Below are 13,700 nucleotides of genomic sequence, written 5' to 3'. Positions count from 1 at the left end.
TCCTGGCTTGGTCGTTCGTCTCGGGATGGCATGCGCCGTGCGTCACATCACCACGATCTCGACAAGACGCGTCTCGCCGCTCGTGATCGCCTGCGACAGGACGTCGCGCAACTCGCTACCCTGCGCGACGCGCTGCGCACGCACGCCCATGCCCTCGGCCAGACGCACGAAATCCAGATCGGGCAGATCGGTGCCCTGCACCGGATCGGCGGGGCCGAAGCCGAACGACGGCGCAAATTCCTGCAACGCGGCGTAGCGACGATTATTCAAGATAACGAATGTGATTGGCAGCCGGGCTTGCACCGCGCTCCACAAGCCTTGGATCGAGTACATGGCAGAGCCGTCGCCAATCAGGCCGATGACACGCCGCCCCGGATGCGCCATCGCCACACCGACGGCGGCAGGCATCGAGTAGCCGAGACCGCCGCTGTTCATCGTGTAGAACGTGCCAGGCTTCGAGAACGGCAGGTATTGCTGCATCACGGCGCGCGCGCTCGGCGCCTCCTCGACGACGATGTCGTGCGCCTCGCGCACGCTCGCGAGCGTTTGCAGTGCGAAGGCCGTCGACATACGCTCGCCGGCGGCATTCGGCAGCGCCACCGGTGGCAGGTTGCGTGCGGGCGGCAAGACACGCTCGCCGGGGATGTCGCGCGCGAGCAAGGCTTCGACACCGAGTCGCACGTTACCGACGACAGAGGCGCCGACCGGCGTCCACGCGGCCACGCCCGGATCTTCGATCAACTGGAACAGCGAAGCGCCTTCGGGCACGTGCGGCCCCGTTCCTTCCACGTGATACGTAAACGCCGGGGCGCCAATCACGAGAATCAGATCGTGACCGCCCAGCAGATCGACAATCTTCTCGCGCATTGGCGGCAGGAAGCCGGCAAACAACCGGTGATCCTCCGGGAATGCACAACGCGCGCACATCGGTGCGGTGAAGACGCGCGCGTGATGCCGCTCGGCCAACGCGCGCACGGCATCGAACGCCCCCGCGCGATCAATCGACGAGCCGACGACAAACACCGGACGCTCACATGCGTCGAGCGCCGCCCCCAGTTGGGCAAGCGCGAACGGGTCGGGCTGCACTCGCGTGCTCACCTGGCGCGGCGGCAACGCCTCGGCGGGCCGATCCCAATCGTCGACCGGAATGGAGACGAAGACCGGCCCTTTCGGCTCCTGCATGGCGATGTAATACGCACGGGCCAGCGCCAGCGGCACGTCTTCGGCTCGCGCCGGTTCCAGACTGAACTTGACGTACGGCTGCGGCAGCTCGGTCGCGCGCACCGACGCGAGGAAAGGATCGAACGGGAGAATCGAGCGTGCCTGCTGTCCGGCCGTCACGATGAGCGGCGTCTGGTTCTTGTAGGCCGTAAAGATATTGCCCATCGCGTTGCCCACACCGGCGGCCGAATGCAGGTTGATGAACGCGGCGTTGCCGGTCGCCTGCGCGTAACCGTCGGCCATGCCGACAACGACCGCTTCCTGCAGGCCCAGCACGTACTCAAAGTCCGGCGGGAAGTCGCGGAACAGCGGCAGCTCGGTCGAGCCGGGATTGGCGAATACCTTGGTCATGCCATGGCGGCGCATCAGATCGATGACCACCTCGCGAACCGTCAGGGCCTGAGGGTCGCCGGCGCGTTGGCCGGCACGAAGTTCTCGGCTGTCTTTCATGGGGGCTGTCGTCTCCTGCCGCCGTCGACGTGCAAACGCGTGACGGCGGGGTGCCTGTGTCGTGGCTCGGACCGCGCGATGGGGCGTGGGGCGCAGCGAGCGTTTCGGTGAGTATAGGCAGTCGACATATGCATCGGAATTGCTTTTGTGTGCCGAAGTCATTACGCTTTTGCATGACTTGTGCGTCGCCACGTCGCCATGGTGACGCGCGGTCTCGTCCCGAACTCCGGAGTGCCTTCCGCCTCATGAGCCTCAATCTCCAGCAATTGCGCGCTTTCACGACCATCGTCGCGACCGGCAGTCTCGGGCGCGCGGCGACGGCGCTGCATCTCACGCAGCCCGCGCTGAGCCGCACCATCAAACGGCTCGAAGCCGATCTCGGCGCGCCGCTGTTCGAGCGTCACAGCAAGGGGATGGCCTTGACGGCGTTCGGGCAGGCATTGCTGCCGCACGCGATGTTGCTGGAGCGGGAAGCCGACCACGCGCGCGAGGAAATCGATGCGCTGCGCGGTCTCGCCAAAGGCACGATCAAGGTCGGCGCGGTCGGCGCCATCGCAAGCCATGTGCTGCCGCTCGCGGTCGAGCGCGTGCTCGATCGCTGGCCGAACCTGCGCGTGGAAATCATCGAAGGGGTATGGGACCGGCTCGCCCAGGGACTGATGCGCCACGAGATCGACCTGGCGCTCTCGACCGTGGCGACCGATACCGACGACATCGTTGCGATCTCCGACTGCCATTGGGAGGACAACAGCTATGTGGTGGCCGCATGCGACCATCCGTTGCGCCAGCGCAAGGCGCTCTCACTGGCCGACACGCTCGGGGAACGCTGGGCGATTCCGCCGCGCGGCACCGCGCCATACGCGCATGTGGAGAGCGTGTTCGCCGCGCATGGGCTGGCACTGCCGAACATCGTCGTGGAGACGCGTTCTGTCCCGGTGCTCAAGAGCATGGTCGCGCGATGCGGGTTTCTGACGTGGATGCCCGAGCCGATGTATGACGTCGAAGCGCGGGCGCGTGTGATGGACACCCTGCCGATCGCGACCGTACACGCCAAGCGCACGCTCACGGCCTTTCGCCGCCGCCAGGGGATCCTGCCGAGTCCTGCCGCCAAGCTGCTCGACGAACTGCGTCGACTGACGGCACCCGGCTGATGCCGCGGACGCCAGTCAGTCGGCGACAGCCACGATGTGCGCACGATGGTATGGCGTACCGCCGTACTCCTTGGGGCCGTGAATTGTCTCGACGCGCGCGATGCGCCACGCCACCGGCCGCGTGAAGCGCGGACCATCGTAGGCGAACGTGTGGAACTCGCCGTTCTCGCCACACGCGTCGACGTGCGTCGGCAGATCGGCCAGCAAGGACGCATCATATTCGCGGCCGACGAATTCCGGCCCGAGGTGCCGGCCATCCACACAGACGATCACCGCGCGATAGCCCAGCGAGATGAACTCGTGCGCGAGCGTCAGACGCGCTCGCTGCCACAACGGCAATACGGCGGTCATGCCGGCGGCTGCGCAGACCTTCTCTTCCCAATCGCGATGCGGCTGCAAATCGATATCGCCGAACAAGCCGTGCGTGATGCCGTCGGCGCGCATTGCGTGCAAGCGGGCGACGAACGCCGCCTCGTATTCGCGCCAGCCGGCATGGCCGACGTCGAGCGCAATGCCGAGCGCCTCGGCCTGCGCCTGCATCAATTCACGCGGCAAGCCGTGCGAGCGCGAGCTGTCGCCCGTTTCATCAAACATCGCCAGTAGACGCCGCACGTCGTAGTGCGGCTCGCCGCGCGCGTCGCACGACAGCGCATGATGCAGGGCAAGGCAGGAATCCTTGCCGCCGCTCCAGGAGAAAAAGGCGGGGGTGGGCATGGGGTCTCGTGAGGGGATCGCAATAAAACAAAGCGGACCCCGCAGGGTCCGCCTTCGATACCGGCCGGGCCGCGCGATGTCGCCATCGGCACCGCCCGCCAGGCGTCGCACTCAGTGCGAGCGGATCATCGTGCCGAACGGCTGTTCCGTCAGGATTTCGAGCAGCACCGAATGTTCGATACGGCCGTCGACGATGTGCACCGACTTCACGCCGCTCTTCGCGGCATCGAGTGCCGACGAGATCTTCGGCAACATGCCGCCCGAGATCGTGCCGTCTGCGAACAGGTCGTCGATCTCGCGCGCCGACAGATCGGTCAGCAGCTTGCCGTCCTTGTCCATCACGCCCGGGATATTGGTCATCATCACCAGCTTCTCGGCGCCCAGCACCGTGGCGAGCTTGCCCGCCACGAGGTCGGCGTTGATGTTGTACGCCTGACCGTCTTCCCCGACGCCGATCGGCGAAATCACCGGGATGAACGCGTCGTCCTGCAGGGCGCGCACCACGGCCGGATTGATCGAGTCGACTTCACCGACAAAACCGATGTCGAGGAGCTCGCCGGCGTTTTCGCGATCCGGAATCAGCATCTTGCGCGCATTGATCAGCCCGCCGTCCTTGCCGGTGAGCCCCACCGCCTGGCCGCCGTACTGGTTGATCAGCATGACGATGTCCTGCTGGACTTCGCCGCCGAGCACCCACTCGACCACTTCCATCGTCTCTTCGTCGGTCACCCGCATGCCCTGGATGAACGTGCCCTGCTTGCCGATCTTCTTGAGCGCCTGATCGATCTGCGGGCCGCCCCCGTGCACCACCACCGGGTTGATGCCCACGAGCTTGAGCAGAATGACGTCGCGCGCGAAGCCTCGCTTCAGACGCTCTTCGGTCATTGCGTTGCCGCCGTATTTGATCACCACGGTCTTGCCATGGTATTTGCGGATGTACGGCATCGCCTCAGCCAGAACTTCGGCCTTGAGAGCAGGTGCGATGTCGTCGATGGAAGACAGTTGCGGATCGGACATGGCAGGAAGCATATTTCGCAGATGGACCAGAAACACGGCGAATTGTACAGCCAAGAAGCCCGTGCGTGCGGGGCGTCGACGGGTTTCGGAAGGGTCTGGGACGTGCATCGGCCAATGTCCCTGGCTACCCGTCGTCTCATGCGGGGCGGCAACCGCAAAAGCGGCGATTCTCGCCCCGTCAGCGGCGCAGGACCGAGCGTGCATATCTCCCCCTTTGACGTCTGTGCGGACGCCCGTCAGCGGCTCATTTTTACCTCGCCCCCTGTCGTTCGCCGATTTGCGCGCCGCGGCCGCCCGCCGGTGACCGCGGCGTGACGGCACCGACGCTGTTGCAGTTGTGCAACTCGTACCGCCGCGCAGCACCGATGACATGGGTGGCGAAGCAACGCCGCCGTCTCACGCACGGCGCTGCTTGCCGCCGGTGAGGGGATTGACGGCACCGCCGCCGCCCCCGACTGACCCCGGTCGACGGCCTGTCCCCCCGGGTGCGCCCGGTGCCGGTGGCGGAGGTCGTCCCCCGGTGTGACGGCCGCCCACGCGGCCGCCGACACCCGCCGTGCCGCGAAACATCAGCTTCTGACGCGTACCGAGGGACTTGTTGGCCATGGACCTATTCGTTATGTGCGCCGTGCGCCATGCCTGCCATGCCGGCCATGCCGCTGCCCGCAGGCGCGCCCGCCGTCAGGGCGCGCACGGGCACCTGCACCTGCTGCTCGGACACCTTGTGATCGGCGGATTCGAAGCGCAACGTGACCGGCACGGTGCCGCCCGTCTTGAGCGGCGCCTTCAGGTCATTGAGCATGATGTGATAGCTGCCCGGCCTGAGCTGCACGGGCTGATTGGCTGGCAGCGGCAATCCGTTCGGCAGGGCGCGCATTTTCATGAGCGTGCCTTCGAGCTTCATTTCATGCACTTCGGCGTTGGCTGCGGCGGGGGTGCTCACGCCGACGAGGGTGGTCGCCCGAGACGCCTGCAACGTCATGAAGATGCCGGTCGCGGTCTGACCGGGCACCGTGCCGCGTGCCCACGCGTCAGAAACTGCCACCTGCCCCACCTGTGCGTAAGCCGAGGCCATGCCAAGACTCAGTGCGGTAGCCGCCCAAAGTTTGTGCTTCATGCAAACTCCTTATCGTTGACGGCGGAAGGCCGCCGCCCTGTATCGCATGAGAGGTTGCGCGACATCCTGCCGCGCAAGACGTGGGCATTCATTGTAGTCTCGCCCCGCCAAACGCGGGCGCGTGCTGCGTGATGCCGGTCATCGGCCGCATGCGGCAGAGTGTCGCAGCGCCCGGCGACGCCGGATTGCCCGTGACCCGGACTTGGTACACTTGTCGTATGACTCATTTTCCCATCGAGCGAGCCAACGTCGTTCAGCTCTTCTGGTTGCGCTGTCTGGCCATCGTTGGTCAGTTGGCCACCATCGGCGTCGTGCAACTCTGGCTCGGGGTACGCCTGCCCCTCGAGCCGATGCTCACCATCATCGCGCTCGAAGTCTTGTTCAACGTGCTCACGTGGGTGCGCGCGCGACGCGGTATCGAGCGTGCCCGGCGCCATACCGATCTGGACCTGATGAGCCAGTTGCTCGTCGATCTGGCCGCGCTCACGGCGTTGCTGTTCTTCTCGGGTGGCGCGACCAACCCATTCGTCTCCCTCTTCCTGCCGGGCCTGGCCATCGCCGCCGCCGTGCTGCCGTGGCGCAACGCGTCGCAACTGGCACTGCTCTCGCTGGTCGCCTATGGCGCGCTGAACTTCCAGTACGTGCCGCTCAATCTGGCGGACCCGGGCAACCTGCTGCGCCTGCATCTGGCGGGCATGTGGGTCAACTTCGTGGTCAGCGTACTCGTGATCGCGTGGTTCGTTTCGCGGATGTCGCGGGCCTTGCGCGCGCGCGACGCGCAACTCGCCCGCGCCGAACAGCGACTGCTGCGCGACGAGCGGATGGCCGCCCTCGGTGCGCAAGCCGCGAGCGTGGCGCACGAACTCGGCACGCCGCTCTCGACGATGGCCGTGGTCGTCGGTGAACTGCGCAGCGAGAGTCGGGGCAACGCCGCATTGACGCCGTTCGAACCGGATCTGCAGACCCTCGAACAACAGATCGCGCTGTGCAAGAGCGCCATCGGTCACGTGCAGACGCGCGCCGCGGCGCCGGTGCGGCAGGCATTGGCCGAGTGGTTGCCGGCGTTCACCACGCAATGGCGTCTGCGGCACCCGCAAGTCCAGTTCCAGTTGCGCGTGCCGCCGAAGTTGACCGCGCGCATCGAAGACACCGTGCAGGTTGGACAGATCCTGACCATCCTGCTCGACAACGCCGCCTACTTCAGCCCGTCGTCGGTCACCCTCGACGTGGCCGTCACGCCGGACGACATCCGCTTCACCGTGTGCGACGAAGGTTCCGGCATGAGCGCCGAGCTGCGCACCCGGCTGGGAACGTCGCCTGTCATGAGCACGCACGGCGGGCATGGCATGGGCCTGTACCTGGCGTTTGCCAGCGCGCAGCGGCTCGGCGGCGACATCACCCTCACCCCCAACACGCCGCAAGGCACGCGCGCCGAGCTGCGCCTGCCGATGGCCACCTTCCTCTTCGGCTCGCGGAGTCAGACATGAACGCCTCCCACTTCCTACTCATCGACGACGATGTCGTCTTCGCCGAAACGCTCGCCCGCGCGCTGACCCGGCGCGGCTACGACGTCCAGATCGCCGCCGACAGTGCCGCGGCGCTACTCGCGGCACGTACGCGTCAGTTCGACCTGATCTCGGTGGACCTTCATCTCGGCCACGATTCCGGACTGCCGCTCATCGCACCGCTGCGCGCGTTGCAGCCGAAATCCCGCATGCTGGTGCTCACCGGTTACGCGAGCATTGCGACGGCAGTGCAAGCCGTCAAGGACGGCGCCGACAACTACCTGGCCAAGCCCGCCAACGCCGACACCATCCTGGCGTCGCTGCGCAGCGACGCGAGCGAGACGCAAGCCGATGAAGCCATCGAGAACCCCTCGCCGCTGTCGGTCGCGCGCCTCGAATGGGAGCACATTCAACGCGTCCTCACCGAACACAACGGCAACATCTCCGCCACGGCACGAGCGCTGAACATGCACCGGCGCACGCTGCAACGCAAACTGCTCAAGCGCCCAGTGAAGCAGTAACGCCAATCGTCGAACGCAAAAAAGGCCCCGAAGGGCCTTTTTTACATCGCATCACATCGCAGCGAACATCACGCCATCACAGCACGTAGCGCGACAGATCTTCGTTCTGCGCCACTTCCTCAAGGAAGCGATTGACGTAGCTGGCGTCGATGGTCACCACTTCATTCGCCTGCTTGCCGGCGTTGTACGAGATGTCCTCGAGCAGCTTCTCGATGACGGTGTACAGACGTCGCGCGCCGATGTTTTCCGTCTTCTCGTTGACCGAGTAGGCGATCTCCGCGAGCCGCTTGATGCCGTCCGGCGCGAAGTCGAGGTTCACGTCTTCCGTGGCGAGCAAGGCCTGATATTGCTTCACGAGGCTGGCATCCGTCTGCGTGAGGATCGCTTCGAAATCCTGGACCGACAGCGATTCGAGTTCGACGCGGATCGGGAAGCGGCCTTGCAGTTCCGGAATCAGATCGCTCGGCTTGGCCAGATGGAACGCCCCGCTCGCGATGAACAGGATGTGATCCGTCTTGATCATGCCGAACTTCGTGCTCACGGTCGTGCCTTCGACGAGCGGCAGCAGGTCGCGCTGCACGCCCTGGCGCGACACGTCGCCGCCGCCCACTTCGCTGCGCGTGGCGATCTTGTCGATTTCGTCGAGGAACACGATGCCGTTCTGCTCGACGTTGCGCAAGGCCAGTTGCTTGACCTCCTCGTCGTTGAGCATCTTCGACGCTTCCTCGTCGGTCAGCACCTTGAGCGCGTCCTTGATCTTGAGCGTCTGGCGCTTCTTGCGCTGGTTGCCCAGGTTCGCGAACATCCCCTTGATCTGCTCGGTCATCTCTTCCATGCCCGGCGGGCCCATGATCTCCATGCCCTGCACCGGAATTTCCACTTCCAGCTCGACTTCCTTGTCGTCGAGCTGCCCCTCGCGCAGACGCTTGCGGAACGTCTGGCGCGTGGCGTTATCCTCGCTGCTGGGCTCGACCTCGTGCGATGCCGCTCCGAAACGGATGTCGCGCGACGACTCGCGCCCGCTCGGCAGCAGCAGATCGAGAATGCGATCCTCGGCACGATCTTCCGCCGTGGTGCGCACCTTCTTCATTTCGGCTTCGCGCGTCTGCTTGATCGCGATTTCCGCGAGATCGCGCACGATGCTGTCCACGTCGCGCCCCACGTAGCCGACTTCAGTGAACTTGGTCGCTTCGACCTTGATGAAAGGCGCATCGGCCAGCTTGGCCAGACGGCGCGCGATTTCGGTCTTGCCGACACCGGTCGGGCCGATCATCAGAATGTTCTTCGGCGTGATTTCCTGACGCAGGGGATCGGCCACCTGCTGGCGACGCCAGCGGTTGCGCAACGCCACCGCGACGGCCTTCTTGGCCTTGTGCTGGCCGATGATGTGTTTGTCGAGTTCGGAAACGATCTCTGAGGGGGTCATATGGGTCATGACGTTAGCCAAATTAGGGGGTTCGCACAGAGGGTGACGCCCGGCCGCACACGGCCCGGCCGGCCATTCGCACCGCAGACGTCCATCGGCTGCGGCACGTGCGTCGTCACTGCGCTGCCTTCGGGGGCAGCGACTCGATGATGTGGTTGCCGTTGGTGTAGATGCACATTTCGCCCGCGATCGTCAGCGCCTTCTTGACGACTTCCGCCGGCGTCAGCTCGGTATTCTCGACCAGCGCCCGGGCCGCCGCCTGGGCATACGATCCTCCCGAGCCGATGGCGGCAACGCCGCCTTCCGGATCGAGCACATCGCCGTTACCGGTAATGACCAGCGTGGTCTCGGCATCGGCGACGATCATCATCGCTTCGAGCCGGCGCAGCATGCGGTCGGTGCGCCAGTCCTTGGCCAGTTCCACCGCCGAGCGCGTCAGATGCCCCTGGTGCTTCTGGAGCTTCGCTTCGAAACGATCGAGCAGCGAGAAGGCATCGGCCGTCGCACCGGCGAAGCCAACCATGACCTTGCCTTCGTAAATCGTGCGTACCTTGCGGGCGGTGCCCTTCATCACGATATTGCCGAGGGTGACCTGACCATCGCCGCCAAGCGCGACCTGATCGCCGCGTCGAACGCAGACGATGGTGGTGCCGTGATATTGCTCCATGCCTGTTCCTTTTCGGGGGGCGACACGCGCCCCGTAACGATTGGCCCGACCGCGCGCGCCGCACAGCCGCGACGACGCGCCCTGCCGGGCGAGACGTGACTGTAGTTTAGGGCAATCGAAAGAATATCAAGAGGCGTCGACGGCAGCACATCCGCCCCGCTCGTCGACACCCGGCCGATGTCGCGCAATGCGGCATGGATCGGGAGATTTGCGCGGCATCATGCCGCGCAAATCGCTTGTTGCGAGAAAATTTCTCGGAAATTGCCTCGTTTTTGCGGAGCGATCCCGCTCAGAACGTGGTGCGCAAACCGACGCGAACCGAGCGCCCTCCCTGCGGCGCAATGTCGCGCAACACCGAACTGGCCAGACGTACCTCCTGGTTGGTCAGGTTCTCCCCTTTCAGGTACGCCAGCCACTGTGCGCCCCCCGCCTTGAACTGGTACGTGAGCGCTGCACCGAGCGTGGTGTAGCCGTCGGTCGTCAGATCGTTGGCGGGCACGCGACCTTGCGCGCTGGCGTGCACCATTTCCAGTCGCGCCCCCCAGTGGCCCAGACCGTACGCAAGCGCCGCCGTCAGACGCAACGGCGCAATGCGCGGCAGCGGTTCGCCTGTGTCGCGATTGCGTCCGATCGTGTAATCGCCGCGCAGCTCGAGATCGAGATTGCCGTGCCCCTGCCAGAGGCGCGCACGGCCTTCGGCTTCCGCGCCGTAGAGATCCGCAGGCACGCCCGCGTATTGATAGACGGGCAAGCGCTGGTCGCCCTCGTCGATCGTGCGCCCGGTGTTGTTGAGCGCGATGAAGTTGTTGAAGCGGCTGTAGAAGAGACCGACGCTGCCCTTGTTCGCGCCGTGAGCATACCGTAGCGACAGGTCCGTCGAAAACGCCTTTTCAAGTGCGGCCTGCGGATTGCCGATTTCCCAGACGCCGGTCGCCAGATGTGGCCCATTCGCATACAGCTCGTAGAACGTCGGTGCGCGCTCGGTGTATGAGGTGTTGAGCGCGACCGACCAGGCCGGCGCCAAGGCGACCACCGCGCCCGCGGACACGCTGCCCGGCGTGAAATCGCGCGACGGCAGGTTATCGAAGCGTGCGTTGCCGCCGGCTGTCGGCTTGACGCTCGAGTGTTCAATGCGCGCGCCGAACGACAGCTTCACGGCCTGACTGACGGCCCACTCCTCCAGCGCGAACAGCGCGACGTTGCGCGTGTCGCTCTTCGGCACGAAGGCTTCTTCTCCCAGGGCGGAGAACGTGTTCTGCGAGAACTGCATGCCCACCGCGCCATCGAGCGGCCCGATCTTCGCGTGGCGCGCTTCAATACGGCCTTCGTAGCCGTGGTTCTTGAAGGTCGTGCCCGTCTCGCCGTTTTCGATTTCCTTGTGCTCGTAGTCGGTGTAGCCGAAGTCGAACTTGAGCGCGGTGATCGGGCCGCTCAGGTCACGGACTTCGCCGGCCAACGCCAGGCGCTGTTGCCGCAACCGGATGCGCGTGTCGGCCTCGGCCACGGTGCCGTAATCGGAGTCGTAACCGGCGTACGAAATGCCAGTGTAGCCATTGGCCCATGTCCGCGAAGCGCCGACGGCCGCGCCACTCACTTGCCCCTGACTGTTAGGTAAGGTACCCGACGGTTGCGCCGTGCCTTCGTCGTCGAGTGCCCGCTGTCGCGCCGAACGTGCGAAGCCGGGAATGCGCAGGTCTGCGCTTTTTCGCGCGAAACCGTCCACATGGAACGCGAACTCGCCGTTGCCGAATTCGAGCTGCGCGGCCCCGGCGCGTTCGCGATTCGCGCCACCGTAGCTCACGTCCGTCGCCCCGGAAATGCCGGTGATGGATTCGCGTGGAATGCGGTTGTCGAGGGTATTGATCACACCCCCGACCGCGCTGCCGCCATAGAGCAGCGCCGCAGGGCCCCGCACGATTTCCACGCGTTCGATCGTGAGCGGATCCTGCGCGACGGCGTGATCGTAGGAGAGCGACGAAGCGTCAAGCGCTGCGGTGCCGTTCTGCAATACGCGAATGCGGTCGCCGTCGAGACCGCGAATGATCGGACGGCTGACGTTCGGACCATAAGACGTGGCCGAAACACCCGGCAGGCCGTCAAGCGTCTCGCCCAGCGTGCCGGCACGGCGCAGTGCCAGCGCCTTCCCGTCGAGTTCGGTGAGCGGCACGGTCAGGTCGGCAGCGGCGCGTCCGAGCGGATTGCCCGTCACGAAGGTGGCCGGCAGGGTCACTTCGGCCAGCGCCGGGGCGGCCGTGGCGGACGACGGTTTCGATGATGCATCGGGCACGTCGGCCGCCTGCACGGACACGCTTGCGGCGGCGAGCGCGCCGAACGTCAACGCGGCGGCGAGCGGCAGTGGCGCGAGCACGGAACGTGGGTGGCACATCTGGCGCGAAGCGCAAAGGGCATCAAAAGGGGAAGCGAGCGAGAACGTCGCGCGCTCACGCGCGGCGGTCGAAACAGGGAGTGCCATGTCGGTATGAAATGTATTGGGGCGGTGCGCGGGAGCGTTGTCGAACGGCTCCCGGGGATCCCGTGATTCGGCATGAACGAAGCCCCGCCGCGCCGGCCCCGAGGGGCAGACGAGCGCGCAGCCGCAACCACCATCGGGCGCCGGAGAGCGGCGATGGTCGGTGCGAGCATTGGCAGGGATTCGCGCCGTCAGCGCGGGGGAACGCGAAATGCGCGAGGCATCGCGCGAAGACGCGTGGCGTCAGGCCACAAGCGGCGGTGCGCGGGAGTCGAACGGTCGTCGCAGAACGCTCGCGTGGCGGCGTCCGGTGGGGCGCTGCGGGGCGCTCGCTGTGGCGCCATCGCTGCCCCACGACAAGACGGCCACGGCCATCGCGGCCGCCAGTGTCGCCCCTTCGAACAGGTGGCAATGATGGTGGTGGCTGCCAAAACCGATGGACGCCACCCGCATCGATTGGCCCGGCCCATCTGCGGCGATCGCTAGATCCGCATCATCCGCATCCTCTGATTCGGCCGCGTCGACCGCGGCCGACGCGGCACGATCTGCCGATACCCGCGGCACACTGCCGGACAACCCGCGGGCATGCACGATCTCGTGCTGCAGTCCCCAGATCTGTACGCCGAGCAGCGCGACGATGAGCCACGCGACCCAACCGCTTCGCCCACGCCCCATCAGCGTGCGCAGACGCGCACGCCACAGGCAAGAAGCGGATTCGATGGATGGCATGGGCGAACTCAATTGCAACTGAGTTGCAATTGTGACATAAAGCCTGCCCGACGGCGAGCGTTAGCGGGCGTTGCGTATAAGCCACAGTCCCGAACGGACGGCGTCAAAAAGGCAACAAAAAAGGCGTGCCGAGAAGACACGCCTTTTGGCAAACCGGGGGCCCGACGGACCCGCCCCGCCGCCGCGCGGCGTCGGGCCGGTGATGCGATCAGTCGCCGAACAACTTTTGACGGAGTTCGCGACGTTCCTGCGCTTCGAGCGACAGGGTGGCCGTCGGGCGGGCGAGCAGACGCGGAACGCCGATCGGCTCTCCGGTTTCTTCGCACCAGCCATATTCACCCGATTCGATACGCGCGAGCGACTGTTGTACTTTCTTCAGCAGCTTGCGTTCGCGATCGCGGGTACGCAGCTCGAGCGCGTGCTCCTCTTCGATCGTGGCGCGGTCGGCCGGATCCGGGACGAGAATGGTTTCCCGCAGGTTCTCGGTGGTTTGACCGGCGTTACGCAGAATGTCAGCTTGCAGATTTTCCAGACGATCCTTGAAGAAGGCGAGTTGATCTTCATTCATGTAGTCCTTCTCGCCCATCTTCAGAATTTCGGCCTCGGTCAAAAGTCTTTTCTTGCTCATGGGTTTTTGTGGCGTCTCTTTCGGATAGTCCGGTGACGCCCCTGCAGCGAGTGGGGCGTCTTGCTTACCGGCGATGCCGCGGGC

At 65.5% G+C, this 13,700-nt stretch carries 13 protein-coding genes; 3 read left to right on the top strand and 10 right to left on the bottom strand.

What is annotated here, in order from left to right:
* Positions 1-42: 42 nt before the first annotated feature.
* The gene (gene mdlC / locus PTE31013_RS01400) at positions 43-1,671 is read right to left on the bottom strand and encodes a benzoylformate decarboxylase (RefSeq protein WP_150611045.1); all 1,629 of its coding nucleotides are present in this window, start codon (positions 1,669-1,671) and stop codon (positions 43-45) included.
* A 245-nt stretch (positions 1,672-1,916) separates the two neighbouring features.
* Between mdlC and PTE31013_RS01395 the strand changes: the two genes are divergently transcribed.
* The gene (locus PTE31013_RS01395) at positions 1,917-2,822 is read left to right on the top strand and encodes a LysR family transcriptional regulator (protein WP_150611044.1); all 906 of its coding nucleotides are present in this window, start codon (positions 1,917-1,919) and stop codon (positions 2,820-2,822) included.
* 15 nt (positions 2,823-2,837) lie between these two features.
* Here the strand turns inward: PTE31013_RS01395 and PTE31013_RS01390 are convergent, their stop codons facing one another.
* From PTE31013_RS01390 to PTE31013_RS01380, 4 genes are all read right to left on the bottom strand, one after another.
* Positions 2,838-3,536, bottom strand: a complete 699-nt coding sequence (locus tag PTE31013_RS01390; protein ID WP_150611043.1) for an adenine nucleotide alpha hydrolase — start codon at positions 3,534-3,536, stop codon at positions 2,838-2,840.
* A gap of 111 nt (positions 3,537-3,647) precedes the next feature.
* On the bottom strand, positions 3,648-4,553 hold the full coding sequence (argB, locus tag PTE31013_RS01385) for an acetylglutamate kinase (protein WP_150611042.1): 906 nt from the start codon (positions 4,551-4,553) through the stop codon (positions 3,648-3,650).
* A gap of 396 nt (positions 4,554-4,949) precedes the next feature.
* Complete coding sequence (locus tag PTE31013_RS24700; protein ID WP_174978390.1) at positions 4,950-5,159, bottom strand: hypothetical protein; 210 nt, start codon at positions 5,157-5,159, stop codon at positions 4,950-4,952.
* Between the two features lie 4 nt (positions 5,160-5,163).
* Positions 5,164-5,628 carry a copper chaperone PCu(A)C gene (locus tag PTE31013_RS01380; protein ID WP_425495528.1) on the bottom strand — a complete coding sequence of 155 codons (465 nt, stop codon included), beginning with the start codon at positions 5,626-5,628 and terminating at the stop codon, positions 5,164-5,166.
* A gap of 260 nt (positions 5,629-5,888) precedes the next feature.
* Here PTE31013_RS01380 and PTE31013_RS01375 point away from each other — a divergent pair, with 260 nt between their 5' ends.
* Positions 5,889-7,157 carry an ATP-binding protein gene (locus tag PTE31013_RS01375; RefSeq protein WP_150611040.1) on the top strand — a complete coding sequence of 423 codons (1,269 nt, stop codon included), beginning with the start codon at positions 5,889-5,891 and terminating at the stop codon, positions 7,155-7,157.
* Positions 7,154-7,696: a response regulator transcription factor gene (locus PTE31013_RS01370; RefSeq protein WP_017235115.1), complete on the top strand. Its 543-nt coding sequence runs from the start codon at positions 7,154-7,156 to the stop codon at positions 7,694-7,696. Before PTE31013_RS01375 ends, PTE31013_RS01370 begins: the two co-directional genes overlap by 4 nt.
* A gap of 76 nt (positions 7,697-7,772) precedes the next feature.
* On the opposite strand, the gene hslU is transcribed toward PTE31013_RS01370, so the two are convergent.
* The 5 genes from hslU to dksA form a co-directional block, all read right to left on the bottom strand.
* The gene (gene hslU / locus PTE31013_RS01365) at positions 7,773-9,131 is read right to left on the bottom strand and encodes an ATP-dependent protease ATPase subunit HslU (protein ID WP_150611039.1); all 1,359 of its coding nucleotides are present in this window, start codon (positions 9,129-9,131) and stop codon (positions 7,773-7,775) included.
* 106 nt (positions 9,132-9,237) lie between these two features.
* A complete protein-coding gene (hslV, locus tag PTE31013_RS01360) occupies positions 9,238-9,789 on the bottom strand; it encodes an ATP-dependent protease subunit HslV (protein WP_150611038.1) in 552 nt (183 codons plus the stop codon).
* 289 nt (positions 9,790-10,078) lie between these two features.
* Positions 10,079-12,175 carry a TonB-dependent receptor gene (locus tag PTE31013_RS01355; protein ID WP_425495527.1) on the bottom strand — a complete coding sequence of 699 codons (2,097 nt, stop codon included), beginning with the start codon at positions 12,173-12,175 and terminating at the stop codon, positions 10,079-10,081.
* 327 nt (positions 12,176-12,502) lie between these two features.
* A complete protein-coding gene (locus PTE31013_RS01350) occupies positions 12,503-12,988 on the bottom strand; it encodes a hypothetical protein (protein WP_150611037.1) in 486 nt (161 codons plus the stop codon).
* A gap of 208 nt (positions 12,989-13,196) precedes the next feature.
* The gene (dksA, locus tag PTE31013_RS01345) at positions 13,197-13,616 is read right to left on the bottom strand and encodes an RNA polymerase-binding protein DksA (RefSeq protein WP_130027651.1); all 420 of its coding nucleotides are present in this window, start codon (positions 13,614-13,616) and stop codon (positions 13,197-13,199) included.
* Positions 13,617-13,700 lie beyond the last annotated feature (84 nt).

This window comes from Pandoraea terrigena, assembly GCF_902459705.1.
GTDB lineage: Bacteria > Pseudomonadota > Gammaproteobacteria > Burkholderiales > Burkholderiaceae > Pandoraea > Pandoraea terrigena.
This window is presented reverse-complemented; position numbering and strand designations above follow the sequence as displayed.